Here is a 24,356-nt window from a genome sequence, read left to right as displayed (position 1 = left end):
ATTTTATTTACATCAGGTCATCCATCATGAAAGCCGATCCCGACGGCCCCAGTCCGCGCAATCTGGTGCAATTCTGGCTGAGAAAACTTTCCGGCTCGCGATGGCTTTGTTGCATAAATAGGCTTCGGCATGCAAAGCCCCTTTCCCCGGACGGATTTATGGCATGCGCACCGTCATCGGCGTCCCGAGCCGCGTGAAGCGGTTCAAGATCGCCGCTCGCACTTGGAGCTCTGCGACTTGACGGTCGAAGTCCCTTGCCATTACCCGCTCGCCCAGCAGCTTGAAACAGCGCATCTTGGTTTCCACCAGGCTGCGGCGATGGTAACCGCTCCATTTCCTCCAGATCGCTCGACCCAGGAGCCGGGTAGCACGCAGTATCTCGTTTCGGACATGGGCGCCCAACCGATTTTCCTTCCACGGCTTGGCATTCTTTCGGGTAGGAATCACCGCCTCGGCTTTTCGCTTGGCAATCGCTTCATGGCAGCCTTTGGTGTCGTAGGCACCATCGCCACTTACTGCAGCAATCCTTTCCCCCGCGGAAATCTGGTCCAGCAACTCCGGCAACATTGGCGCATCGCCCACCGCGTTGTCGGTCACTTCAATCGCCCGGATTTCCAGCGTCTGCGCATCAATGCCCAAATGCACCTTGCGCCACTGACGGCGGTACTCCGCGCCGTGTTTCTTCGTTTTCCATTCGCCTTCACCCAGCATCTTGATGCCGGTGCTGTCGATCAACAGGTGCAGCCCGGTCGTGGTTGGACGGCAAGGAATGGCCACCTGCAAATGCTTTTGCCGCCGGCACACGGTGCTGTAGTCCGGCGTCAGCCAGTCCAGCCCCGCCAGTTTGAGCAGGCTTTGCACCATACCCACGGCCTGTCGGAGCGCAAGATTGAACAGGCATTTGATCGTCAGGCAGAACTGAATGGCGGCATCGCTGAAAGTCGGTGTCCGTCCACGTTTGCCGACTGCAGAGCCATGCCAGCGCATGTCACGGTCCAACCAGATCATCAGCGACCCACGCGCCTTGAGCGCAGCATTGTAGGTCTTCCAGTTGGTGGTCTTGTACTTGGGCGGGGCGGGCTTGCTCATGCCGTCATTCTACCCCGCCTGCTGGGAGGGTGATTTGTGCAACAAAGCCGCTCGCGATTAAGCATTCAGGACAGATCGCATTACGAGCCCATGCAAGAAGAAATCCTGTTGAATTTGATGATCGTCTGCTGCATTCTGCTACTCGCGCTGTTCACTTATCTGCACCGCTAGCCCACGGTCCGCGGATGGTTCGCGGGCCAACTTCCCTTTCCCCACCTGAACCAATCGCCAAACGGCTGGTCATCGTTGTGCCGCTCCAAGCAAATATGCATTCAGAACCAAGGAAGCCTCATGATGAAATTGTCCATGCTGTCTTTATGCGCCGCATTCGCCTTTAGCTTGCCGGCCTTCGCCGCCGAGCAAGCCGCCCCGGAGAATCTGTTCACGCTCCCGCTGGACGCGTTCCAGCAAGGCAAGCAAGCCAATCAGCGCGTCTATCTGAAACCCGGCGTCGATCTGAAAAGCTACCACGCGGTATTGCCTGAATCGCTGCTGTTCTTGCGCCAGGCCAAAAATGGCCAGTGGGAGCTGCTGAAAGCCGGGGACGAAAACGCCATCGCCGCCTATTACCAGCAAAAGCTGCGCAGCGAGCTGGCCGCAGCCGGCGTGCCCATCGCCGATGCGCCGGCTCCGGGCGTGGTCCGGCTGCGCGTGGCGATGACCAGCGTGGAGCAGGACCGCCCGGGCGTGGACGCAGTGGACCTGCTGCCGATCAAGGCCGTGTTCAACCTGGCCCGTCTGGCGGCAGGCAAGGAACCCTATCTGCTGAAGATAGGCAGCATGGCGCAGCTGGAAGACTCCCAAGACGGCAGCCTGCTGGCCGGCACCGTCAACCTGCGCCAAGGCGGCAAGAGCAAGACCAAGGAGCAGCAGGTTTCGCTGGACATGCTCAAACCGCTGATGGACGACTGGTGCAAGCAAAGCGCCCAGCAACTGGCCTCCCACCTGGGCAAAGCCCAATAATCGGCAAGCCGGCCGGACCCGAAAAAGCGGACAGGGCAAGCACAATGCTTGCCCTGTCCGCTTTTCCAACAACAGCGCCGCGTCAAATCGGCTTGCGCATGAACACGCTGTAAGGATCGTCCAGGTAGTCGCCGAACGGCAGGCAGAAGTCATAGCCCGCGCGCTGATACAGTCCGATGGCCTCGTGCTGATGGATGCCGGTCTCCAGCGCCATGCTGCCGCAGCCGCGGGCCCGCGCCTGGTTCTCCAGGAAATCCAGCAGGCGTTTCGCCACCCCCATGCCTCGAACGGAGGGGCTGACATACATGCGCTTGAGTTCGCCGTATTCCGGCTCGCACCAGACCGCGCCGCAAGCTACGGCCACGCCGGCGGCATCTCTGGCCACGGCGAATGCGGCTTCTGGACGCATCAACACCGAGACATCGACGCCATGATGGCTTTCAGCCGGATAAAGAGGCTTCTGATAAGCATCCAGCGCCTCGATCAGCGCCAGCGCCTCAGGCTGGTCCGGCTGCTCCAGCTCAATGGACACAAGCGGCGGCGCGCGCCCGGCGAGCAATTCCAAGTACCCCTCGTCCAGCAGGTCGGCGTCGCCGATGTCCAACTGCCGCATCCAGCTGCGGACTTGCTGCTGGGCGGCCACCTTTTCCGACTCGTCCGAGCATTCGATCTCCAGCTTGATGAAGTCGCCCAAACCCTCCACTCTATCCAAGTGCGCCCGGCCGCCGTCCAGACGATACGCCAGCCGAGACTTGCGCACCCGGCCCGCCAAGCCGCAAGCCGCGGTTAAGAAGTCGGATTGCGCCGGCCCTGTCGCTGGGTCCTTACGGTAATGAATCAGCTTGCCTCCCGCTCCGCCCTGCGCGCGCAGTTTGAAACGGCCGGCCGCGCTGGCGAAATAACTGTCGTCCTGCCAGAAACTGCCTATTCTCTCGCCGCCTAAAGCCTCTATTCGCTTAGCCAGCTCCTTGAGATCTCTCGCTCTTGCCTTGATTTCGATATTGCTTGCCACACTTGCCGCCTTGCTTGTTCTTGGCATCGCGCCCTCGCCCCTCCTCGCGCTGCGCCGTCTGCATCGGCGCGCCCTGGCTCTGGCGCTCTTCGAGGTTTTGTTCGCAACGCTTAATTGGAAATGCCCATCTTGCTGCGATATTTGACGAAGCCGCGCTTGGCGTCGCCCTGAAAGCCCGAACGCTGGAAAAAACGGTGCGCCGCCTCGCGCCTCGCCGAACTCAACAACATCATCTTGCTGCAGTCTGCCTGCACGCACAGCCGCTCCGCTTCGCCCAGCAAGGCCTCGCCTATGCCCTGGCCGCGCCGGGATGCCTTCACCACCACATTCTCCAGCACCGCGAACGGTTGCGCCCGGAACATCACATCCTCGCAAAAACCGAGCCAGGCCGTGCCCGCCACTTCGCCATCCGCCTCCGCCACCAGCACCTTGGTCGAACTCCCCCGCGCCAATGCGTCCAGCCTTGCCGGTTCGACCCAGACGGCGTCATCCCCGGTCAACTCCCGATACAGCGCGGTCAGGGCGCCGGCATCGCATCCTTTGGCCAAGCGGATCAGAACAGGCTTACTCGCCATAAGATGCACCATTTTTGAGCATGACCGCTGCCACCTCCGCCGGCAGAAAACCCACCTGGTGAGACCACTCCCGCGGCAACGCGCATCGATCTATGCGCTCCGCCCCAAAAGCGAGGTGAACGGCATCGATATCGCAAGGCGAGCTGTCGGGACGCTTGCCCTGCTCGCCCTGAGCCGACAGCCAGCATAAAAACAAACCTTCCCAACGCTGAAAAATCGCCTCGAAACGCATCGCCTCCCGCGCCAGCGCTTCCACGCATTCCTGCCGCCTATGCCGCAAGGCTTCCATCCATAGGGCCGCGCGCGCCTCCTTGCCGGGCTTCACCGCGAAACACGCCATCTCGCTTGCATGCGCCATGTGTCCTCCAATGAAAAAGCCCGCTTCACATGCAAGCAGGCCAAGTTCGCACCATACGCACAAAACCAAACAATGCCAATGCGCTTATTGCGTGGCTTTCTCCAATCCCATCCGGGCATCGCCCTCCAGCCAGGACTTGCGCCAGCCCGGCACCGCATCGGCGCTCATCGGCCTGGCGATCCCATAGCCCTGGGCGTAGCGGCAGCCGAGGTGGCGCAGCAAAGCGCCGTGCTCCAGCGTTTCCACGCCTTCGGCAACCACCTTGATATTGAATACCGAAGCCAGCTGGATCACGCCCTCCACGATGCGCCGGTCCTCCGTATTGCCCAGCATGTCCCGCACGAAAGTCTGATCTATCTTCAAGGTGTCGACCGGCAGGCGCCGCAGATAGCTCAGCGAAGCGTAACCGGTGCCGAAATCATCCAGCGCGAAACGCACCCCCAGCCGCTTGGTCTGCTCCATCGCGGCGATGGTCCGCTCCATATCCACCTTGGCCGTGCCTTCCTGCACCTCGATCTCGAGATGGCCGGGTTGAACGCTGGGATAGCGCGCCAGCGAGGCGGCGAGGTTGTCGTGGAAAGCGGGCTGCAACAAGCAGCTCAAGTTGACATTGGCGCTGACGCTCATGCCGAAGCCGCGCTCCGCCCAATGGGCGATCTGGCGCAGCGCCGCGTCCACCACCCACATGCCGAACTCCATCTCCAGATCGTTGCCGTGCAAGTGCGGCAGAAAATCGGCCGGCTCCAGCAAGCCCTGCTGCGGGTGATTCCAGCGCACCAGGGCCTCCAGACTGATCACGTCGCCATTGAACAAATCCACGATAGGCTGATAGAACAACGCCAGCTCGCCATTGCCCAGCGCCGCCCTCAACTGCTCCAGGAATTCCCGGTGCGCCTGGGCCTTGCGATCGCCTTCCGGGTCGAACAGCTGGTAGCGGTTCTTGCCGGCGTTCTTGGCGACATACATCGCCTGATCGGCATGGCGCAACAGGGTATCGGGATCGACATTATCCTGCGGATACAGGCTGACGCCGATGCTGGCGGTCACCGCCACCATCTTGCTGCCAAGCTGAACCGGCGACGCGACCGCGTCCAGTATTCTGTCCAGCACCAGCATGCACTCCTCGGTGCTGCCGATATCGATCAGCAACACCACGAACTCGTCCCCGCCCAGCCTGGCCAGCGTGTCATCCCCTCGCAGCGCGGCTTTCAGTTGATTGGCGACGGCGATCAGCAATTGATCGCCGGCGGCGTGGCCGTAATGGTCGTTGACCTCCTTGAAGCCATCGAGATCAAGAAAGCCGACCGCGCAGGACTTGCCGCTGCGCGAAGCCCGCACAATGCTTTGGCGCAGCCGGTCCGACAACAGCCGCCGGTTCGGGATGCCGGTCAGCGCGTCGAAATTGGCCACGCGGTCCAGCTCCGCCTCATGCTGCTTCAACTGGGTAATGTCGGAAAATATCCCGATATAGTGCAGCACCTGGCCGGCGGCATCCCGCACGACCGACACTGACAACAGCTCCGCGTACAATTCGCCATTCTTGCGCCGATTCCACAGTTCTCCGCTCCAGAAATCGCGCCCCTGGATCGAGCCCCACATCTCATCGTAAAAAGCGGCGGGATTGTGATCAGAAGACAGGATGCTGGGCTTCTGGCCCAGCACCTCGTCCATGCTGTAGCCGGTGATGCGGGTGAAGGCCTTGTTGACCTTGGTGATCACGCCGTCGGGGCTGACGATCAGAATGCCTTCGTAGCTGCTGTCGAACACGACCGCGGCCTCTTTCTGCGTCTGCTCCAACACTTTGCGCTCGGTAATGTCGGTATGGGTGCCCGACATGATCAAGGGTTCGCCGTCCTCGCCCCGCTCCACCACCCTGCCTCGCGACAAAATCCAGCGCCAATCGCCGCCTCGGGTCCGGCAACGTATTTCCACCTCGTGGCTGGGCGTCTCGCCGCTCAGATTCCGCCGGATGGACTCGCGGGCCGTGCCTCGGTCTTCTGGATGAATATGGTCGTACCAATTTTCCGCGGTGACATGCATTTCGCCGGCGGCATAGCCCAGCATGCCTTCCCAGCGCGGGCTGACCTGGAAGCTGCCGGTTTGCAGATTCCAATCCCAAAACCCCTGGTCCGAACCATCGATCACGCGCGCCAATTGTTGCTCGCGCTGCCGCAGGGCTTGCTCGGCCTTGCGCTGCTCGGTCTGATCGCGGCCAAAAGCCATGTAGCGGCCGTCTTTCAGCTTGCCGGTGGTCAGGTCTATGGTGATGCTGCCGCCAGCCTTCAGCCTCAAGGGCCAGGTAGAGCGGATGAATTGCTCATTGTTCAGCTTTTCCAGATGCCCGGGCAAGGCGGCAAGGCTTTCCGGCGCCACCAGGTCCTGGATGCGCATCTGCCGCAATTCGTCCAGCGCATGGCCAGTCAATCGGCAGGCTGCCGGATTGGCGAAAATGTAGCGTCCCTCCGGATCGGTCACCCAAATCGCGTCGCCAGCCTCGTTCAACACCAGGCGCAAATCCTCGTCTATCCGCTTGCGCTCGGTGACATCCGACAGATTTCCCACCAGGCGGACCGCCGCGCCGCGCTCGTCCCACTCCACCGCGCGGCCTCTCACCTGCATCCAGCGGATGCCCTGGTCCTGATTGGCCAAACGAAATTCCAGCTCTATCCGCGCGGTTTTTCCGCGCCGGTGCGCCTCTATGGTTTGCAATACGAAAGGGAGGTCGGCCGGATGCACCAGTTGCCGGAAAAATCGGAAATCGCCGGAATCGTCTTCAGGCCGAGTGAAAGTCACCTCGTAATACCGGCTGGAGCGGAACACCTTGCCGCTGCGCAAGTCCCAATCCCAGAAACCATCGCTCGTCGCCTCCACCACCAACTGCAGCCGGGCCTCGCTGGCCTTGATCTGCAAAGCCATCTGCTTGCGCTCGGTGATGTCTTGCAAAGTGCCGTACAGCCCGACGATTTCGCCCAGTTCGTCCCGCCGCGCCTCGCCGCGCGCCGTCACCCAGCGAACCACGCCGTCCGGCAATTGCAGCTCGGCGTCGCACTCATAGCCCAATCCCGTCAGGCGGCAACGCTCCACCGCGCTCTTCAGCCCCTCCCAGCTGTCCTCGGTAAAGTAGCGGCGCATCGCAGAATAGCTCGGCGGCCCCGCCTGCGGGTCGACGCCGAACATTCTGCACACCTCGGGCGACCAATAGTGCGTGTCGCTGGCGAAGCTCCAGCTCCAATTGCCAAGCCCCGCAAGACTTTGCGCCTGCCGAAGCGCGGCCTCGCTGTCCCGCACCAGGGCTTCCGCCCGTTTTTGCTCGGTGATGTCGCGCGCGATGCCGAACACCCCGGTCAGAAAGCCATCGCTGTCATAGATCGGCCCCTTGGTGACCTGGCAGATCAGCAGCTCGCCGCTTTGCAGCGTCAAGGCTTCCTCCGTGGTCTGCACTTTGCCGCCCTGCATGATGCGCTTATCCCAAACCATCACTTCCTTGGCGCTGATCGGGTCGAAAATGCCCAAATCGTCCTTGCCCAGCACTTCGCGCTCGGTTTTGCCGACAAAAGCCAGTGCGGCCTTGTTGGCCAGCAGGTAACGGCCCTGGCTATCCTTGACGAAGATCGAATCCGTGGTGCTGGACACCACCGCGTCCAGCAGACGGCGCGCCCACTCCACCTTGCGCAAGGCGCGGCGCAGCCAGCCGCACAGCAGGCTCAGCGTCACGCCGTCGAGCAACAAAAAGCCCAATTGCAATTTAGCGCTGATAGCAGACTCGGCCTCATGCAGATGCGGCGTCGCCAACGCGTCCACTCCCGCGCCGGCCAGCAAAGTGGCGGCGATCCCGGGACCGACGCCGCCCAGGCAGGCGGAAAGCGTGATAGGCAGCAAATAGATCACGGCGATGGGATTCTGCGCCATTCCCTCGCCAAACAAGGCATTCGCGGCCAACAACATGCCGCCCGTCAACGCCAGCGACAAGGCGTAAGTCAGCCAGCGGTTGCCGGAAAACGGCAACAAGCCATCGCCCAAGGGGTCAGACCAAGGCCTATTCTCCCCCGCCCGAGCCGAGGGGACGGCTCGCAAGGCGACAAACAGCAAGGCGACCGTCGCGAGGAAAAATAACGCATCCCTGAGCATCGTCGGCGATGTCATGCCGGCGGGTGCGATGCCTGCCAGCGATGGGGCGGGAAATAAGAGCCACAGCAGCCCCAAGGCTGCATAAGCAGACACGGCAAACAGGATGAATCGCGTCCGTGGATTCCACCGCATGTTTTCTCCGTTTCCTCCGCTGGCGTACGCGCCGGCCAACCGCGCCCTTCCGCGGCGCGGCATTTCTCCGCTTTCATCGTTTGGCGCGCTTTGCCAGACCATAGAATCTGGCCTTTGGGCCAATCCCTATCGGTATAGCATCCCAGGCTGCGACATCCCATTCGACATGGGGAGAAGAAATTTGCGCAAACTTAGTTTTTGTATGAACTATGCTTGGGCAGGAACACCGTAGTCTTACTTATTCGGGGAAGTCGTCATGGAGTTTTTGTTTGATCTGGAAGACCCTCTGCAGTGCCTGGAAAGAATTTATCTGCAGTTGAGTCCGCTAGTCGTCTCGTTGCATCCAGAACGCCCCGACGGCAAGTGCGGCCCGTGTTTCGGCAATGGAATGCTGTTGAAATACCGGGACGAGTGTTTTCTGATCACCACCGAGGCCGTGCTGAGCCAATACAGCATCCAGCACCGCCAGCAGGCCTTTGCCATGCAGGGCAAGCGCCGGCTGCCGCTCTACGGCCTGCCCTATGCCGCCGCCCAGCATATGGAGGCCGCGGCCATCCACTTGCCCGCGGATTGGCTGGCCAAGCATCCGCTGCAAAATTGCTTCGAACTCAGCGCCGGACCCACGCCGGACCCGCTGGCCAGCGCCTTCACCTTGCTGCTAGGCATGCCGGTCATCGGCCCCCGCCCGGCCTGCGCGCCCAGCGGCCCCATCGGCATTGTTTCGCGGGCCTACCGCTGCCACACCCGCGGCAGCCAGGTCGTGCAGCCCTGGCATGTGGAGTTCGACAGCCAGGACATCATCAGCCGCAGCCATCTGGACAAACACACCCTGCTCACGCGTTACCAGATGCCCGGCGCGCCGGCCATCAGCCTGTACCATTCATTCAAGCAGGACGGCAATCGGCTGACCGCTTATATGCAGGGCTTGGTGATGGAGTGGGATCATAATGGCGCGGGAGCGGTATTGTGCGGCGCCATTTCCCTGACCGTTTTCCTGGATAGTTTCCTGCAGCGGCTGCGGCAGGGCGAACCCTCGGTGCCGGAACTGCTGGCGGAGTTGCTCAACCGGCACTTCCATTGACGCCCCAGCGGCCGGCGCGGCGGGGCGAAAAACACGCCCCGTCCTTGCGCATGACATGCAGGATCGCCGCCTGGCATTGCGCTACAATACGGGCCTGATTCTCAAAACGCCTGCCCCATGCCGAGAAAACCCCGTATGCGCGCCGGCAGCGGCGTCACCATGCATGATGTCGCCCGCGCGGCCGGCGTCAGCGCCATCACCGTGTCCCGCGCCTTGAAACAGCCCGGACAAGTCTCGCAGGAACTGCGGGAAAAAATAGCCCGCGCCGTAGACATGCTGGGCTATGTCCCCAGCCGCTCAGCCAGCGCCCTGGCCTCGGCCCGTTCGCGCACCGCGCTGGTCTTGATCCCTTCGCTCAGCAATACCGTGTTCCTGGACACCCTGTCCGGCATAGAAGACGTGCTGCAGCCGGCGGGATACCAGATGTTGATCGGCAACTACCATTACGACTCGCAGCAGGAGCTGCAATTGCTGCGCGCTTATCTGCAGCATCGCCCTGACGGCGTGTTGATCACCGGCCTCGCCCATGAGCCGCAATTCGACGCGTTGCTGAGCCGCCATGCCCTGCCCGCGGTTTACATGATGGATCTGGCCGACGACGGACGCTGCTGCGTCGGCTTCTCCCAAGAAGACGCAGGCGCTGCCATGGCGCGCCATCTGCTTGCGCAGGGTCGGCGCAAAATCGGTTTTCTCGGCGCCCAGCTCGACGAACGGGTGATGAAACGGCTGGCCGGCTACCGCCTTGCCCTGCACGAGGCCGGCCGCCACGACGCGGCGCTGGAATGGCTGAACCCCGCGCCGTCCAGCATGCAAATGGGCGCGGACATGCTGGACGCGGCGCTCGCCCAACGCCCGGATTGCGACGCCCTGTTCTGCTGCAACGACGACTTGGCCCTGGGCGCGCTGTTCCGCTGCCGCGAAAAAGGCATCGCCGTGCCGGAGCGCTTGGCCGTCGCCGGATTCAATGATCTGCAAGCCGCCGCCTGGTCCACCCCGCCGCTCACCACCGTCGCCACGCCGCGGCGGCAGATAGGCGAGCAGGCGGCGCGCCAACTGCTGCGCATGCTGGAAGATGATGCCGTCGAAGCCGCCTCCTCCGATCTTGGATTTCAATTAATGCTGCGCCGCAGCAGTTAATTGCGCCCAAGCCGCTCGCCTTTCCCGATGTTGTGCGGCGACTACATTTCAAGCCCATGACAGTCAAAACTTGATCAAACTGCTTGTTCATCTAAATTTGTTAGCGCTAACATCAGCAGAAATCAGCAGGCCGGCTCGCTCCGGCCATTATTGCAACCTTATATGTTAGCGCTAACATGACAGACCGTAACATCGTGGTAATGGGCGTGGCGGGCTGCGGCAAAAGCAGCGTCGGCCGCTTGTTGGCCGAGGCCATCGGCGCACGCTTCATCGAGGGCGACGCCTTCCATCCGCCTGAAAACATCGAGAAGATGCGCGCCGGCATTCCGCTAGACGATGCCAGCCGCGCCGGCTGGCTGGCCGCCCTGGCCCATGAGCTGGAAATAGGCCGCGAACAAGGCCAGCCGCTGGTATTGGCCTGCTCGGCGCTGAAACGCCGCTACCGCGACGCGCTGCGCGCGGGCGACCCCGAACTGCGCTTCGTCCATCTGCATGGCGAACGCGAGCTGATTGCGGCCCGGATGCGCGAGCGCAGCGGCCACTTCATGCCGGAAAGCCTGATCGACAGCCAATTCGCCGATCTGGAGACCTTGGCCGCCGACGAGCAAGGCCTCGACGCTCACATAGGCGCTTCCCCGGACGCGCTGCTGCGGCAAATTCTGAGCGCGCTCGAATAGCTTTCCAATAAATAGAGGAATGAGGAGAATAATCATGAACGCCCCTTCGCACCCTACTCTGACCGTGCCGACGCGCCGCTGGCGCATAGGCGGATTGCTGGGCATCGGCATCCTGGTCAACTATTTCGACCGCATCAGCCTCTCTGTGGCCGCGCCGCAATTGCAGCAGGAGTTCGGCCTCAGCAGCGCTGACCTGGGCCTGTTGTTCAGCGCTTTCTTCTGGAGCTACGCGCTGCTGCAAATCCCCACCGGCGTGATCCTAGACCGCTTCGGCACCACGCGCATCGGCCGGCTGGGCGCGCTGCTGTGGGGCGTAGCCGCCACCCTCACCGCCTGCGCCGGCGGCTTCGGAGGCATTTTCGCCGCCCGCGTGCTGCTGGGCATAGCCGAAGCGCCGGGCTTTCCGGTGAGCTCCAAGGCCACCGGCTACTGGTTCCCGCGCCGCGAGCGGGCGATGGCCACCGCCTTGTTCGACGCGGCTGCCAAGTTTTCCAATGTGATAGGCGTGCCGCTGGTGGCGCTGGCCGTGGTTCATCTGGGCTGGCGCTGGGGCTTCGGCGTGTCCGCCATCCTCAGCGTGCTGTACTTCATCGCCTTCTGCCTGATCTACCGCGACCCCAGCGCCGATAAAAAGCTGAGCCCGGCCGAGCACCAGTACATCCTTCAGGGCGGCGCGACCGAGGAAGGCGTCAGCCAGCAGAGCTCGCTGGCCATGCTGGGCTACCTGCTGCGCCAACGAAAGGTATGGGGGCTGTCCATCGGCTTCGCCGCCTACGGCTATGTGTTCTACCTGTTCCTGACCTGGCTGCCCGGCTATCTGGTGCAAGCCATGCATATGGATACCCTGAAGTCGGCCTGGTTTTCCGCCATCCCCTGGCTGTTCGCCACCGCGGCCGATCTGTTCGTCGGCGGCTGGCTGATCGACAAGATGATCGCTCGCGGCCATGACGAAACCCGTGTCCGCAAAACCGTGCTGCTGTGCGGCATGGCCATGGGCATGGCGGTATTCGGCGCGACCACGACCACCGACCCCTATATCGCCATCATCTGGATCACCATCGCGCTCAGCGGCCTGGCCGCCGCCGCGCCGGTGGGCTGGTCCCTGCCCTCGCTGATCGCGCCGCGCGGCGGCACCGGCACCGTCGGCGGCATCATGAACTTCGCCAACAATATGATGGGCGCCATCGCCCCCATCGTCACCGGCATCATCGTCGGCGCCACCCATTCCTTCGCCAATGCCTTCCTGGTGGCTGGCTGCATGCTGGTGATCGGCATCCTGGCCTTTGTCTTCCTGCTCGGCCCAATCGAGCAGTTGCCCGAACCCGGCGTCTCCCCGGAGTAAGGCTAGCAGCCCCGGTTTCGGCCGGGGCTTTTTTGCGCCTGCGGTTCCGCCACCTGCATAAAAAGCGGGATTTACAAGACCGGCTCTGCTGGCCGCTTGGCCCATTGCCTGCCTGACTACGCGCCGTCATGCTGCGCCCTGCAGTCTAAGCGCCGCTCACAAAACACTTGATCCTGTGTTGCATCTCCTTGCCCCAGGGCTTCGACTCGCCTTGGCTCGGGCACTCCCTCGGGATCTTGTCAGCGGCTCCAGACCTGCTTTCTCGAACCCATCCATCAAGGAGCTCCGCATGGCACTGTTACCGGATCAGATCGCTTTCTTCCGCACCACCAATCTGCAGGGCGAGCCCGACTATTACCATGTGGGCGACGACGTCACTTTCGACTTCGGCGACAACTTCAACGACAAGTACAAGTCCGTGGAGGTCGGCGAAACCGCCAAGGTGCGCTGTTATCAGCACATCAACGGCAGCGGCCTGACTCACGAGTACCAACCCGGCCGTCATCAAAATATCGACGCGCAGATCAGCGGCCTGTCCAAATTCCAGGTTCTGGCGCTGGATACGGCTTTCGCCGTGGGCCTGAAGCTGCATGACAAAACCGGCGGCGAGCCGGGCGACTACAAAATGGTGTTCGAAGCCGCCGACATCGGCCGCGTCGAGGTGCCGTCCGGCCTGGATGAGTATGTGTTCCTGCCCTCCAGCTCTAGCACCAACGAAACCACCTGCGCCATTTATGTGTTCGATCGCAGCGGCGTAGCCGTGGCCACCGGCGCGGTCTTCTTCCACTGGGATCAGCATACCCACGAAATCCAAATCACCACGCACCAGGAGACTTTCCCGGCCAATATGACCTACACACGGGACGATCAGACGCGGGCGAGCTTCTATCTGGAATCCATCAAGAAATAACAGCGCCAGGCCGGCCAACAGGCCGGCCCCTCATCCTCACCGCTTCCCGGATCCGCCGCACGCAACACTCGTCGACACCTTGCCAGGCCAGCGTCCGCCCGCAAAAAAGCCCGCCAAGGCGGGCTCTGGATCAGAAGCGACTCAGGGTCAGCCCAAAGCCAAACCCAATTTTTGCGGCAGCAGGCGCAAAGCCTCGGCATTAGAAGGCGAGAACACCTTCTCCGCCGCTTGCGCCCAGGGCAGCCAGCAGTAGCCCAGATGCTCGCGCGGCGCCAACTCCACCTCGCAAGGCTGCGGCAATTGCAAGCCGAACACATGCTCGTCGTTGTGGGTGACGCCTTCCGGATAGCGGTGCCGCCAATGAGGGTAGATTTCGTAGCGATTCACCTGGCGCCAATCGCTGAGCTCGAAGCGGGACGCATCCAGCCCGGTTTCCTCCATCACCTCGCGCCGCGCGGTTTCCAACAGGTCTTCGCTCCCCTCGCGGCTGCCGGTCACCGACTGCCAGTAGCCGGGCTTGTCCGCCCGCTCCAGCAACAGAACCTGGCCATCGCGGCTATGGATCACCACCAGCACCGACACCGGCTGCTTATTGCCCATCTAGGCCTTTCCTCCCTGCGCGCCCGGAGCCGCCAGCATGCCGGCCAGCTCCACGGCGGATTTGACGCCCATTTTTTCGAATACCCGCGAGCGGTGGACCTCCACCGTTTTCATGCTGATGTTGAGCTCTTCGGCGATCTGCTTGTTCAGCTTGCCGGCCAGCACCAGCTGCATCACCTCGCGCTCCCGGTCGGTCAATTGCGCCAGCGCGGCCGACACCTTGCGCTGATAGCCATGGCGCTCGCGGTTCTGCTCGTCCAAAGCCACCGCGGCGGCCGCGCGCTCCAGCAGATGCACGTCGTCAAACGGTTTTTCGATGAAATCCAGCGCGCCCAGTTTCAACGCCGCCACCGCGTGCGGCACATCGCCATGCGCGGTCAGCATGATCACCGGCGGGCAATAGCCCCAGGCGGACAGTTTTTCCAGCAGCACAATGCCGCTGATGCCGGACAGGCGCAGATCCAGCACAATGCCATTGTACTCTTCGCCGTCGCCGGCGGCCAGAAAGGCCTCGCCGCCGTCATAGCCTACCGCCTGATAGCCCTGCCCTTCCAATAGCCAAACCAGCGACTGGCGCACTGCCTCGTCGTCGTCGATGATCGCCAGCCGCTTCGCGCCCATGCTTGCCTCCGATTATTGCTGCGCCGGCAGATTGCCGACGATGCGGACTTCCCGCTGCGGGTAAGGGATGTCGATATTATGCTGTTTGAACAAACGCCAGATGGCCAGATTGATGTCCGACTTCAGCCCCATGAAACCGTTTTCCGGATCCGCTACCCAGAAACCCAGCTCCAGATTGATGCCGCTGTCGGCAAACAAGGTGACGAAAGCGTTGGGACTGGGGTTCTTCAGCACGCGCGGCTGATTCGCCGCCTGTTTGAGCAAGGACAGCGCCAAGTCCAGATCGGTGCCGTAAGCCACCGAAACCGGCAGACTGGTCCACATATTCTTGTCGGAATAAGACTGGTTGATCACCGTGCCGGAAATCAGCGTGTCGTTCGGCACCAGCGCCTCGGTGCCGTCCGCGCCCTTCAGCACCACGTAGCGCGACGTCATTTTAGTGACATAGCCGACGCGGTTGTCGACCATCAGCCGGTCGCCAATGCGGATGGACCGGTCCAGCAGAATGATGAAGCCGGACACGAAGTTGCTGGCGATCTTCTGCAAGCCGAAACCCAGACCGATACCGACCGCGCCGCCGAAGACCGACAACACGGTCAGATCGATGCCCACCACCGGCAGCGCGATCAGCACCGCCGCGATCACCAGCACGGTGCGGGTGAGCTTGGCGAATACGATGCGCAAGTTCGAATCGAGGTGCTTGAGCTTCATGATGCGCGCTTCGATCAAGCGGCTGGCCCACAGCGCCACCACCACAATCACCGTCACCCACAGCAGGCCATTGATGATGGTCAGGAGATCCAGCTTGGTCTTGCCGACCGAAAAGCTGATCGACTCCAGCCAATCCGTCACCGCCACATCAAAGCCGATCGCCCAGCTGACAAAACCCAGCCACAGCACCGTGGCCAGCAGGTGTTCGGAATGGCGCTCGAAACGGCCATGCGGGAAGGCTTGTCTGACCACGGCGGTGCACAGACGGATAATCGCCAACCAGAACAACAGCGCGCTGAAAATATGCAACACCAACATCGGCGCGTGTTCCAGACGGCTCCAGGCCAGGCTGGCGAGAATCACCAATAATTGGGCCGATACCGGCAACACCAACCGGAAGCCGGTGTAAGGCAAGAACTGCTCATAGCGCTCCGGATCATGCGCGAACCAGCGGTGATACATCTTGCGGGCGAAGACCAGCGCCAACATCACGCAGACCGCGCCAATGCCCAGCTCGATCAAACCATTCGGCGTCTGCAGCGCGTCCAGCAGCGCGAAAAAGTCCATTTCCTTACGGAGGAACCACAGCAATATTCTTCTCCTTGGCTTAAACAGGAAACCGCCTCGCGGGCGGTTTCGTCAAAATCAAATCTGTTCTGACTGCGCCAGCCGCCCTTCGTTCAACCGCAGCACCCGCTGCGTACGCGCGGCCAACTCCATATCGTGGGTGACGATGATCAAGCTGGTGCCCGAGGTGCGGTTCAGCTCCAGCATCAGCTCGAACACCTGGCCGGCGGTATGGGCATCCAGATTGCCGGTCGGCTCGTCGGCCAACAGGCAGGCTGGCTGGGTGACCAAGGCCCGCGCGATGGCGGCCCGCTGGCGCTCGCCGCCGGACAGCTCGCCCGGCTTGTGCTCCACGCGTTTGCCCAGCCCCACCCGCTCCAGCATCTCGCCGGCGCGGCGCGCGGCCTCTTGCTTATCCATGCGGCGGATCAGCAAGGGCATCATCACGTTTTCCAGCGCCGAGAACTCCGGCAGCAAGTGATGAAACTGGTAAACAAAGCCCATGGACTCATTGCGCAGCTTGCCGCGCTCCTGCTCGGACAGCTTGGACAGATCCTTGCCCAGCACCTCCACGGCGCCGGACGTAGGCGTGTCCAGGCCGCCCAGCAAGTGCAGCAGCGTGCTCTTGCCGGATCCCGATGCGCCGACGATGGCCAGGTGCTCGCCTTTGTTCACTTCCAGATCGATGCCGGACAGCACATCCAGCGCCAGCTTGCCTTCCTGATAGCGTTTGCCGAGGCCGCGGCAGCTCAATACCTTACTCATAGCGCAGCGCCTCCGCCGGTTGGGTGCGCGCCGCGCGCCAGCTGGGGTACAGCGTAGCCAGCAGCGCCAGAATCAGCGAGATGATGGTGATGGTGGAGACATCGCCCCACTGCACATCGGATGGCAGATAATCGATCATGTAAACGTCGCTGCTTAGAATTTTGGCGCCGATGATGCGTTCGATAATGGGGACGATCACATCCAGGTTCAGCGCAATGGCCACGCCGCCGACCGCGCCGGACAAGGTGCCCAGCACGCCGGCCACCGAGCCCTGGATCATGAAAATCTTCATGATGCTGGCCGGCGAGGCGCCCAGCGTGCGCAGGATGGCGATATCGGCCTGCTTGTCGGTGACCACCATCACCAGCGTCGACACCAGATTGAAAGCCGCCACCGCGACGATCAGCGTCAGGATGATGGTCATCATCCGTTTCTCGATCTGCACTGCGCGGAAATAATTGGCATTGGTGTCGGTCCAGTCGGTCACCATCTGCTGCGGCAGCTGCGCCCGCAAGGTTTCCTTCACGCTTGGCGCCAGCATCGGATCATCCAGCTTCAGCCGCACCCCGCTCACGCCGTCGCCCATGCGCTCCAGCACCTGCGCGTCGCGCAGGTTGACCATGGCCAACGAAGAGTCGAACTCGAACATGTCCACCTTGAAGATGCCGGTCACGGTGAACTGTTTGGAACGCGGAATCATGCCGGCCGGCGTGATATTGCCCTGCGGCGTCATCAACGTCACCTTGTCGCCGACCCCAACGCCCAGCTGGCGCGCCATCTCCACGCCCATGGCCATGCCGAAGCCGCCGGGCCGCAGATCGTCCAGCTTGCCGGCCACCATATGGCTGCCGACATCCACCACCTGGTTTTCCAGCTTGGGCTCGATGCCGCGCAGCAGGCCGCCGCGCACATTGCCATTGGCAACGAACAAGCCCTGGCTGGTGACAAAGGGCGCCGCCGCCTGCACATGCGGCTGTTTGAGCAGCATATTGCGCGCGCCTTGCCAGTTTTGCAGCCGGCCGTCGAAGCTGGCCACTTCCAAATGGGAGGCCACGCTGAGGATGCGGCCGCGCACTTCCTTCTGGAAGCCGTTCATCACAGAAAGCACGATGATCAGCGCCGCCACGCCCAAACCGATGCCGGCGATGGAAATCAGGGAAATGAAAGAGATAAAACCGTTGCGGCGCTTGGCGCGCAGATAGCGCAGACCGATAAAGGCTTCAAAGGGCATGTAGGCGTCTCACTCGGAACGGTAGGGGTTTTCCAGGCTCTGCATCAGCGCGGCCAGATAGTCGCGCACCTGATTTTCCTCGCAGCCCATCAGCACCGCGTCTTCAAAAGCATCCTGCGCCAGCTGCGCGATCTCTTCCAGATTCTCGCGCATCACTTTCAGTTTTTCGACGCAAGCCACCACATTGCCTTCCGGATCTCGCCACACCGGCATGTCGATTTTCAAAGCCATCGCTAATTTATCCAAAATTCCAAAAACAAGATGCCCGCGCTACGCGGGCATCGCCGTGGCAAACTTAATGCCTGCCCTTTTTCTTTTTCCCGCCGCTCTTGCCGGCCTTGGCCGACTTGCCGCCCTTCTCTTTCTTGGCCGAGGCCACCTCAGCCTTGCACTTCTTGTGGCCCTTGCGGCATTTGGCCTCAGGCGCGGCTTTTTTAGCGCCCGATTTCACGCTGACGTCATCAGAAGTGTCCGCCGGCAGGTAGGCAGTGCTACGATTGACCCGTCGCGCGCCGTTGTAGCGTCCGGTCCAGTAGCTCTGGCTCAGGTTGGCCACTTCTATGTTCTTGCCGGTGCGCGGCGCATGGATGAATTTGTTGTTGCCCATGTAGATGCCGACATGGGAGTAATTGAAGCCGCGCGTATTGAAAAAGACCAGATCGCCCGGCATCAGTTCGCCGCGGCCTACGGCCTTGCCGATATGGGCCATCTCGGCGGCGGTGCGCGGCAGATTCACCCGCAGCGATTTCTGGAACACATAGCGGATGAAGCCGCTGCAATCCAGGCCATCGTCCGGCGTATTGCCGCCAAAACGATAGGCGACGCCCAACAGGCTCATCGCTTGCAAAAGCAGATCTCCCACCGCATCCTCTTGGGGAGCGGAATATTTGGAGATGGGATCATCCGGGGCATCCGGCGCGGAGCGGTCGGCAGCGGGAGCGCGGCTGTCCACAGGCGCCTTCTCTGGCGCGGCCTGGGCGAGCATCATCACGCCCGCCAGCACCAGGGCAGATAAACGGAGTTGCAATTTCATAGGCCGCACTCTATCGGACAGGGCCGGTAGTGTAAAGCCAAGCGGGACGGCGAAAAACACATGATTCGGGAAACCTTGATTGCAATGCGGGACTTACCGCGCCTAAGGGAAATCAGCGGAATTTTGATCCGCCACGGACTAGGAGAGTTCGCGCAGCGGCTCAAATTGCCGCGAGCGGTGGAAAAAGCCGGCGAATGGCTCAATTTGTCGTTGCCGGAAAATGAATCCGCGCTGCCCACGGCGGTAAGGGTGAGGCTGGCGTTCGAAGAGCTGGGCCCCACCTTCATCAAGCTGGGTCAGATTCTCTCCACGCGGGTGGACGTCTTTCCGCCCGACTGGATAGACGAGTTCGAAAAACTGCAGAACCGGGTGCCGCCGGTGCCGGAAGCCTTGGTCCGCCGCATGCTGGTGGAGGCGCTGGGCGATGGGCCCGAAGCGCTGTTCGCCGAGTTCGACATGCATCCGATAGGCTCCGCCTCCATCGCCCAAGTGCACCGCGCGCGTTTAAAGGATGGCCATGAAGTGGCGGTCAAGCTGCGCCGGCCCGGCATTCTGGACAAGGTGGAGGCCGATCTGCGCATTCTGGCCCACCTCGCCCACCTGCTGGAAACCGAGTTTCCCGAGCTGCGCCGCTATCAACCGGCGGGGATCGTCGTCCAGTTCACCCGTTCGCTGAGGCGTGAGCTGGATCTGGCTGTAGAGGCGCGCAGCATGGAACGCTTCGCCAAGGACTTTTCCGACGATCCCCATGTCGTCGTGCCCAAAGTCCATTGGGATTACACCCGCGCGGAAGTCAATGTGCAGGACTTCATCCACGGCGTGTCGGCCAATGAGCTGGACAAGCTGGAAACGCAGGGACTGGATCCGGTGCTGCTGGCCCAGCGCGGCGCCGATGCGGTGCTGAAGATGATTCTGGTCAACGGCTTCTTCCATGCCGACCCCCATCCCGGCAATGTGCTGTTTCTGGACGACCACCGCATCGCTTTCGTCGATTTCGGCATGGTCGGCCGCATCAGCCATGCCCGCCGCGATGAAATCGTCGATCTGCTGTCGGCGGTGGCCGAGCGCGACGAACACGGCATCATCGACGTGCTGATCGAATGGACAGGCAGCACGCCGGTGGACATGCAGAAATTCGCCGACGAAGTGGGCGAATTCATGTTCCAGTACGAGCATGTGCCGCTCAAAGGCCTGAACATCAGCCAGCTGATCGCCGACATCATGGGCCTGATCCGCAACCACGGCATCGTGCTGCCGCCGGACATGGCCCTGCTGTTCAAGGCCCTGATCACGCTGGAGGGCCTGGGCCGGCAATTGAACCCCGACTTCCAGCTGGTGGCCCACATCACACCCTTCGTCAAAGAGCTGATCGTCGCCCGCTACCATCCGGCGGCGCTGCTCAAGCGAGGCCGCCAGACGATATCGGAAGGCCTGGAGATGCTCACCGGCCTGCCCCGCGACCTGGTGCGCGTAGGCCGAGACATGCGCCACGGCAAGTTCCGCGTCAATCTGGACTTGCAGCGTCTGGACAGCTTCGGCAAACAGCTGGACCGCAGCAGCAACCGGCTGACCATGGGCATCGTCACCGGCTGCCTGATCATAGGCTCATCCATCGTCATGACGGTGAACGCCGGCCCCAAACTGTTTGGCCTGCCCTTTTTCGGCTTTTTCGGCTTCATGCTGGCGCTGTTCAACAGCATCTGGCTGGTCTGGTCGATCTGGCGCTCCGGCAAAGAGCTGTAGCCTTGCAGCGGTCAGCCGCACAGGCTGACCTCTCCCCTACTCATCTGCCTGTTCTGACCACAGCGCCATGCCATTGCGGCCGCTGGCGGCGGCAACGCCCGCCATGCGCCCGCCTCGCCAGGCCTTGTCGATGAGGCCGTCGCGATTTTCATCCAGCAGCCACACTAGATCGCCCCTCGGCGATGCCAGCAGCGGCAACATGCTGCGCACGCAATGATGCTAATTGCATGCCCATGCGGTAAAATCCCGTATGTTCGCCGGACTACATTCCACGCAAAGACGACTTCAGTCCTGTGCGAAGACCAGCCTATTCTTGCCCCCCCACGAACACTTTTCAGCATGGCTCCAGCTGAGCTGGAGGGTGAGGTCTTATCCAGATTGTTTTACCGCTTTTGGGATTCAAATAGATTAACGAACGTCTTGGAAATAATAAACAAACCGCCAATGGAAAGGATGATATGCGTAACTTAGTCAAATCCATACTGATCATTGCCTGCATTGCCTTGTTGCAGTTATTGCTTTACGGAATCATCGCAAGACCAATCATTACCACCTGGGGAGCTTCTAAAGAAGAGATATCCATGCCAATGGCCGGTGACAATAAGGATTTGGCTGTCACTGCGACCAGAGCCATAACCATCAACGCTCCAAAGTCGGATGTATGGAAATGGTTAGTGCAGCTTGGCGCAGACAGGGGAGGATTCTACAGCTACTCCTTTATTGAAGAAGCGCTTGGCTATGAAACCCGCCACCAAAACGCCATCAAGCCTGAGTTTAAAGAAATGAAAGTTGGCGACCTGATTAGAGGGTCAATCAATGAAGAACATAGCATTTTCCCGTACAACTTTAAAGTTTCCTATGTCAAGCCGGAAGAAACCTTTATCCTGGACAAATGGGGAACATTCCTACTAAAAGAAGTGAATGGCCAGCAGACACGGCTAGTCATTCGAACCCAAGAGGTCGCCAACAAAACAAATGCATGGCAGCGAATATCCAGCTATCTGGAAGTTTCTTTCCATTTCATCATGGAAAGACGGCTTCTAATGGGAGTCAAGGCCAGGGCCGAGGCGGGAGAAAACCTAGTGTTATCACAAGCCCAAGACATCGCATGGTTCTCTGGTGTTGTTCTATCGGGACTATTGATTTGCATTTTTGTTTATATAGCAAGAGGCGCGGTGCAAAGCCTAGTCATCTCATCCGTTTTGAGCTTCGGCTGGATGTGTTCCATTTGGTTGGCGGAGCCGATACCAATTTACAGCCTTGGCATGCTCCTGATTATCATCATTACAACTTTGAGCATGATAATGCTCAGAAAAGCAAGACCGATAGATCGCGCCAGTCTTGGAAAATCAAACATCTCAGGCTAAACCCGCCCCTCCCGCCACATTGACATACACCAGGTCCCGACCTTGCCCTTTACTTTAAAGGGGCAAGCCGAGACCTACCTGACTACGCTTCCGCCGCAAAACGCAGCCTTACGAAACCAGAGATTTTTGACCGTGAAAACCAAAACAATACTTATCAATCTTTCATGTGTTTTATTTATACAAACACCACTATCTTTTGCAGACGCAAATAATGGAAAGAAAATTTACTCAGCAAGATGCGCCATATGCCATGGAGAAAATGCGAAAGGCACGGGGCCGCTCGCCAACAGAAGCAAGCCGCCAACACCCAATCTTGCAACCACTGTCTTTAGAAAGCGGCTTAACGACTATCCAGGCGTAATCGTCTCCTCAATAATACTCCGCCCAAACGGGGATCTAATCCCCAAAACCTTGCGAGAGAATGGAGTAAAGCTGGCGCCATTCCCGTGGAGCATTAAAGACCTGCGCGATTTAAATGAATACATGAGCAGCCTGATTGCCAAAAAATAAAACATCCAATCAAATCAGGCTTGCAAAATCCCACGATTTCCGACAATAGCGACACCCATTTTAGTGGTCCTGCAATAAGCTTTGGGGATCCTATCCCAGCCATCCGCCCTCACAAGAGCATGTGATGAGCATGACCATGAAAAAGCTGTGTTGCGCAAATCCGTCTGCGCCGGGCTTGGCAAGATATCAGCGCGACCAAGCCCTGCCTGAACGCTACCGAAGCTCCCACAGGAACGCTTGCAACCAAGTCCAGATCCTGCGCGGCGGCCTGTTCATCTGCTTGGACGCAAACTTATCACGACGGGATGCTCCCCAGGGCAAGCGCAGACAGGTCCCTACCTATAGCGATGCCGCCATTCAACTCCACCTAACCTTCAAAACGACGTCCCTCCTCCGGTATCGAGTAGGCAAGGGAAAGATAGACGGCTTCGCGCTATCGATGCCTTGCAAGACAAGCGCCGGACTGCCACCCTTGGGCGAGAACCCGACCTCATCGTCGGCGCGGGCGGCAGCGGTGCGGAATATGCGAGAGGAGTCAACAGCACACCGGCAAACAGGATGGGCAGCTTCATCGGCTTTACGCTTGAAAACATGAGCGGGAGATTTCATATCGCGAGAGGATGGACTCGCACCTGACGATAACTGGAGATGATGTGAAATTCCAGCGGGAAGCACTGCGCCTTTTGCGCATAGGCTGCGTACGGCCCTGTCATCCGGTATAGTAATCCGCATCCTCCCCCCACCCCTGAGAGCCCAGCGAATAAACAGGGGGTAAAATTAGGGGTGTCAAATAGCTGGCGAACGTCTTGAAGCCAGTAAAATCAAGGAACCAAGCCAAAAATGCTATTGATGATAGACAATTACGACTCCTTCACCTTCAACCTGGTGCAGTACTTCGGCGAGCTGGGGCAGGATGTGAAGGTGTTCCGCAATGATGAAATCACGCTGCAGCAAATCGAAGCGCTGAATCCGCAATACCTGGTGATCTCTCCCGGCCCGTGCACGCCCAACGAGGCCGGCGTCTCCGTGCCCGCCATACAATATTTCGCAGGAAAGCTGCCCATCATGGGCGTGTGCCTGGGCCACCAGGGCATAGGCCAGGCCTTCGGCGGCAAGATCATCCACGCCAAACAGCTGATGCACGGCAAGGTGTCGCCGGTCAGCCATCTGGACAAGGGCATGTTCCACGGCCTGCCCAATCCGGTCACCTGCACCCGCTACCACTCTCTGGTGATCGAGCGCGAAACACTGCCGGACTGCCTGGAAATCACCGCCTGGACCGAGGATGGCGAAATCATGGGCGTGCGCCACAAGACGCTGCCCATCGAAGGCGTGCAATTCCATCCGGAGTCCATCCTTACCGAACACGGCCACCAGATGCTGGACAACTTCCTCAAGGAATTCGCCTGATGAAACTGCCCGCTTTTCTGGTCGCATCGCTGTTGAGCCTGGCGGCTCAGGCGGGCGCGCTGGAGGAATGCACCCAGCAGCAAGCCGACTCCCCCGCGATAGCCAGCTGCCTCAAGCAGCGGCACGAGGAGTCTGAAAGAAAATTGGCGGAGCAAGAGCACAAGTCGCTGACTGCGATGCAGCAGCTGGACGCCACTACCGACAACCGCTATCACGCCGCCCGCGTTCTGCGCCGCGCGCAACAGGCCTATCAGGCTTATCGTCGCCAACAATGCGGCTGGGTGGAAGCCAGCTACGCCAGCGGCAATGGCGCCGAAAAAGCGCGCCTGGCTTGCGAAATCGACCTGGACACGCAAAGACTGGCCGACCTGGCCCGACAAAGCTCATAAGGACT

General features: G+C 60.7%; 24 protein-coding genes. 11 read left to right on the top strand and 13 right to left on the bottom strand.

Annotated features, from left to right (window positions below; translation table 11 throughout):
* Nucleotides 1-156: 156 nt before the first annotated feature.
* A complete protein-coding gene (locus tag NKT35_RS17875) occupies nt 157-1,089 on the bottom strand; it encodes an IS5 family transposase (RefSeq protein ID WP_254294827.1) in 933 nt (310 codons plus the stop codon).
* Nucleotides 1,090-1,380: 291 nt separating this feature from the next.
* Here NKT35_RS17875 and NKT35_RS17870 point away from each other — a divergent pair, with 291 nt between their 5' ends.
* Nucleotides 1,381-2,052, top strand: a complete 672-nt coding sequence (locus tag NKT35_RS17870) for a DUF3313 domain-containing protein (protein ID WP_254295527.1) — start codon at nt 1,381-1,383, stop codon at nt 2,050-2,052.
* An 82-nt stretch (nt 2,053-2,134) separates the two neighbouring features.
* Here NKT35_RS17870 and NKT35_RS17865 read toward each other — a convergent pair whose 3' ends face one another.
* From NKT35_RS17865 to NKT35_RS17850, 4 genes are all read right to left on the bottom strand, one after another.
* Nucleotides 2,135-3,064 carry a GNAT family N-acetyltransferase gene (locus tag NKT35_RS17865; RefSeq protein WP_254295525.1) on the bottom strand — a complete coding sequence of 310 codons (930 nt, stop codon included), beginning with the start codon at nt 3,062-3,064 and terminating at the stop codon, nt 2,135-2,137.
* Nucleotides 3,065-3,174: 110 nt separating this feature from the next.
* Nucleotides 3,175-3,639 carry a GNAT family N-acetyltransferase gene (locus NKT35_RS17860; protein WP_254295523.1) on the bottom strand — a complete coding sequence of 155 codons (465 nt, stop codon included), beginning with the start codon at nt 3,637-3,639 and terminating at the stop codon, nt 3,175-3,177.
* Nucleotides 3,629-3,997 (bottom strand): DUF6176 family protein, encoded by a 369-nt coding sequence (locus NKT35_RS17855; protein WP_254295517.1) that lies wholly within the window; start codon nt 3,995-3,997, stop codon nt 3,629-3,631. Before NKT35_RS17855 ends, NKT35_RS17860 begins: the two co-directional genes overlap by 11 nt.
* Before the next feature lie 84 nt (nt 3,998-4,081).
* Nucleotides 4,082-8,257: a PAS domain S-box protein gene (locus tag NKT35_RS17850; protein WP_254295515.1), complete on the bottom strand. Its 4,176-nt coding sequence runs from the start codon at nt 8,255-8,257 to the stop codon at nt 4,082-4,084.
* Between the two features lie 256 nt (nt 8,258-8,513).
* On the opposite strand from NKT35_RS17850, the gene NKT35_RS17845 reads away from it, so the two are divergent.
* The 5 genes from NKT35_RS17845 to NKT35_RS17825 all read left to right on the top strand — a co-directional run bounded on the left by NKT35_RS17845 (nt 8,514) and on the right by NKT35_RS17825 (nt 13,404).
* Complete coding sequence (locus NKT35_RS17845; protein WP_254295513.1) at nt 8,514-9,338, top strand: hypothetical protein; 825 nt, start codon at nt 8,514-8,516, stop codon at nt 9,336-9,338.
* Between the two features lie 135 nt (nt 9,339-9,473).
* Nucleotides 9,474-10,475 (top strand): HTH-type transcriptional regulator GntR, encoded by a 1,002-nt coding sequence (gntR, locus tag NKT35_RS17840; protein WP_254295511.1) that lies wholly within the window; start codon nt 9,474-9,476, stop codon nt 10,473-10,475.
* 176 nt (nt 10,476-10,651) lie between these two features.
* Entirely contained in the window at nt 10,652-11,152 is a 501-nt protein-coding gene (locus tag NKT35_RS17835; protein WP_254295508.1) for a gluconokinase, read from the top strand.
* A 34-nt stretch (nt 11,153-11,186) separates the two neighbouring features.
* Nucleotides 11,187-12,494, top strand: a complete 1,308-nt coding sequence (locus NKT35_RS17830; RefSeq protein WP_254295506.1) for an MFS transporter — start codon at nt 11,187-11,189, stop codon at nt 12,492-12,494.
* A gap of 289 nt (nt 12,495-12,783) precedes the next feature.
* Entirely contained in the window at nt 12,784-13,404 is a 621-nt protein-coding gene (locus NKT35_RS17825; RefSeq protein ID WP_254295504.1) for a beta/gamma crystallin domain-containing protein, read from the top strand.
* A 147-nt stretch (nt 13,405-13,551) separates the two neighbouring features.
* Here the strand turns inward: NKT35_RS17825 and nudB are convergent, their stop codons facing one another.
* From nudB to NKT35_RS17790, 7 genes are all read right to left on the bottom strand, one after another.
* Entirely contained in the window at nt 13,552-14,004 is a 453-nt protein-coding gene (gene nudB, locus NKT35_RS17820) for a dihydroneopterin triphosphate diphosphatase (protein WP_254295502.1), read from the bottom strand.
* Nucleotides 14,005-14,625 carry a response regulator transcription factor gene (locus tag NKT35_RS17815; protein ID WP_254295500.1) on the bottom strand — a complete coding sequence of 207 codons (621 nt, stop codon included), beginning with the start codon at nt 14,623-14,625 and terminating at the stop codon, nt 14,005-14,007.
* 12 nt (nt 14,626-14,637) lie between these two features.
* Nucleotides 14,638-15,927 (bottom strand): mechanosensitive ion channel family protein, encoded by a 1,290-nt coding sequence (locus NKT35_RS17810; protein WP_254295499.1) that lies wholly within the window; start codon nt 15,925-15,927, stop codon nt 14,638-14,640.
* Nucleotides 15,928-15,981: 54 nt separating this feature from the next.
* A complete protein-coding gene (gene lolD / locus NKT35_RS17805; protein ID WP_254295497.1) occupies nt 15,982-16,668 on the bottom strand; it encodes a lipoprotein-releasing ABC transporter ATP-binding protein LolD in 687 nt (228 codons plus the stop codon).
* Nucleotides 16,661-17,899: a lipoprotein-releasing ABC transporter permease subunit gene (locus NKT35_RS17800; protein WP_254295495.1), complete on the bottom strand. Its 1,239-nt coding sequence runs from the start codon at nt 17,897-17,899 to the stop codon at nt 16,661-16,663. The genes lolD and NKT35_RS17800 overlap by 8 nt, the downstream gene beginning before the upstream one ends.
* Nucleotides 17,900-17,908: 9 nt before the next feature.
* Nucleotides 17,909-18,130 (bottom strand): hypothetical protein, encoded by a 222-nt coding sequence (locus tag NKT35_RS17795; protein ID WP_254295487.1) that lies wholly within the window; start codon nt 18,128-18,130, stop codon nt 17,909-17,911.
* A 64-nt stretch (nt 18,131-18,194) separates the two neighbouring features.
* Nucleotides 18,195-18,932 carry a C40 family peptidase gene (locus tag NKT35_RS17790; protein ID WP_254295485.1) on the bottom strand — a complete coding sequence of 246 codons (738 nt, stop codon included), beginning with the start codon at nt 18,930-18,932 and terminating at the stop codon, nt 18,195-18,197.
* A 123-nt stretch (nt 18,933-19,055) separates the two neighbouring features.
* Between NKT35_RS17790 and NKT35_RS17785 the strand changes: the two genes are divergently transcribed.
* Nucleotides 19,056-20,675, top strand: a complete 1,620-nt coding sequence (locus NKT35_RS17785) for an ABC1 kinase family protein (protein WP_254295483.1) — start codon at nt 19,056-19,058, stop codon at nt 20,673-20,675.
* A 36-nt stretch (nt 20,676-20,711) separates the two neighbouring features.
* Here the strand turns inward: NKT35_RS17785 and NKT35_RS17780 are convergent, their stop codons facing one another.
* A complete protein-coding gene (locus NKT35_RS17780) occupies nt 20,712-20,876 on the bottom strand; it encodes a hypothetical protein (protein WP_254295481.1) in 165 nt (54 codons plus the stop codon).
* Between the two features lie 257 nt (nt 20,877-21,133).
* Between NKT35_RS17780 and NKT35_RS17775 the strand changes: the two genes are divergently transcribed.
* The 4 genes from NKT35_RS17775 to NKT35_RS17760 all read left to right on the top strand — a co-directional run bounded on the left by NKT35_RS17775 (nt 21,134) and on the right by NKT35_RS17760 (nt 24,351).
* On the top strand, nt 21,134-22,042 hold the full coding sequence (locus tag NKT35_RS17775) for a hypothetical protein (protein WP_254295479.1): 909 nt from the start codon (nt 21,134-21,136) through the stop codon (nt 22,040-22,042).
* A 132-nt stretch (nt 22,043-22,174) separates the two neighbouring features.
* Nucleotides 22,175-22,552, top strand: a complete 378-nt coding sequence (locus NKT35_RS17770; protein WP_254295477.1) for a cytochrome c — start codon at nt 22,175-22,177, stop codon at nt 22,550-22,552.
* Between the two features lie 840 nt (nt 22,553-23,392).
* Nucleotides 23,393-23,962, top strand: coding sequence for an aminodeoxychorismate/anthranilate synthase component II (locus NKT35_RS17765; protein ID WP_254295475.1), 570 nt, complete (start codon nt 23,393-23,395; stop codon nt 23,960-23,962).
* Nucleotides 23,962-24,351, top strand: a complete 390-nt coding sequence (locus NKT35_RS17760) for a lysozyme inhibitor LprI family protein (RefSeq protein WP_254295473.1) — start codon at nt 23,962-23,964, stop codon at nt 24,349-24,351. Before NKT35_RS17765 ends, NKT35_RS17760 begins: the two co-directional genes overlap by 1 nt.
* Nucleotides 24,352-24,356: the final 5 nt, after the last annotated feature.

It is taken from the genome of Chromobacterium sp. IIBBL 290-4 (genome assembly GCF_024207115.1).
In the GTDB taxonomy this organism is placed as follows: domain Bacteria; phylum Pseudomonadota; class Gammaproteobacteria; order Burkholderiales; family Chromobacteriaceae; genus Chromobacterium.
This window is presented reverse-complemented; position numbering and strand designations above follow the sequence as displayed.

Coding starts and splice junctions, on each gene's coding strand:
- NKT35_RS17870 (WP_254295527.1), top strand. CDS start 1,381: ATGATGAAATTGTCCATGCTGTCTTTATGCGCCGCATTCGCCTTTAGC.
- NKT35_RS17860 (WP_254295523.1), bottom strand. CDS start 3,639: ATGGCGAGTAAGCCTGTTCTGATCCGCTTGGCCAAAGGATGCGATGCC.
- lolD (WP_254295497.1), bottom strand. CDS start 16,668: ATGAGTAAGGTATTGAGCTGCCGCGGCCTCGGCAAACGCTATCAGGAA.
- gntR (WP_254295511.1), top strand. CDS start 9,474: ATGCGCGCCGGCAGCGGCGTCACCATGCATGATGTCGCCCGCGCGGCC.
- NKT35_RS17775 (WP_254295479.1), top strand. CDS start 21,134: ATGCGTAACTTAGTCAAATCCATACTGATCATTGCCTGCATTGCCTTG.
- NKT35_RS17765 (WP_254295475.1), top strand. CDS start 23,393: ATGCTATTGATGATAGACAATTACGACTCCTTCACCTTCAACCTGGTG.
- NKT35_RS17815 (WP_254295500.1), bottom strand. CDS start 14,625: ATGGGCGCGAAGCGGCTGGCGATCATCGACGACGACGAGGCAGTGCGC.
- NKT35_RS17790 (WP_254295485.1), bottom strand. CDS start 18,932: ATGAAATTGCAACTCCGTTTATCTGCCCTGGTGCTGGCGGGCGTGATG.
- NKT35_RS17850 (WP_254295515.1), bottom strand. CDS start 8,257: ATGCGGTGGAATCCACGGACGCGATTCATCCTGTTTGCCGTGTCTGCT.
- NKT35_RS17855 (WP_254295517.1), bottom strand. CDS start 3,997: ATGGCGCATGCAAGCGAGATGGCGTGTTTCGCGGTGAAGCCCGGCAAG.
- NKT35_RS17835 (WP_254295508.1), top strand. CDS start 10,652: ATGACAGACCGTAACATCGTGGTAATGGGCGTGGCGGGCTGCGGCAAA.
- NKT35_RS17800 (WP_254295495.1), bottom strand. CDS start 17,899: ATGCCCTTTGAAGCCTTTATCGGTCTGCGCTATCTGCGCGCCAAGCGC.
- NKT35_RS17845 (WP_254295513.1), top strand. CDS start 8,514: ATGGAGTTTTTGTTTGATCTGGAAGACCCTCTGCAGTGCCTGGAAAGA.
- NKT35_RS17825 (WP_254295504.1), top strand. CDS start 12,784: ATGGCACTGTTACCGGATCAGATCGCTTTCTTCCGCACCACCAATCTG.
- NKT35_RS17830 (WP_254295506.1), top strand. CDS start 11,187: ATGAACGCCCCTTCGCACCCTACTCTGACCGTGCCGACGCGCCGCTGG.
- NKT35_RS17760 (WP_254295473.1), top strand. CDS start 23,962: ATGAAACTGCCCGCTTTTCTGGTCGCATCGCTGTTGAGCCTGGCGGCT.
- NKT35_RS17780 (WP_254295481.1), bottom strand. CDS start 20,876: ATGTTGCCGCTGCTGGCATCGCCGAGGGGCGATCTAGTGTGGCTGCTG.
- NKT35_RS17795 (WP_254295487.1), bottom strand. CDS start 18,130: ATGGCTTTGAAAATCGACATGCCGGTGTGGCGAGATCCGGAAGGCAAT.
- NKT35_RS17875 (WP_254294827.1), bottom strand. CDS start 1,089: ATGAGCAAGCCCGCCCCGCCCAAGTACAAGACCACCAACTGGAAGACC.
- nudB (WP_254295502.1), bottom strand. CDS start 14,004: ATGGGCAATAAGCAGCCGGTGTCGGTGCTGGTGGTGATCCATAGCCGC.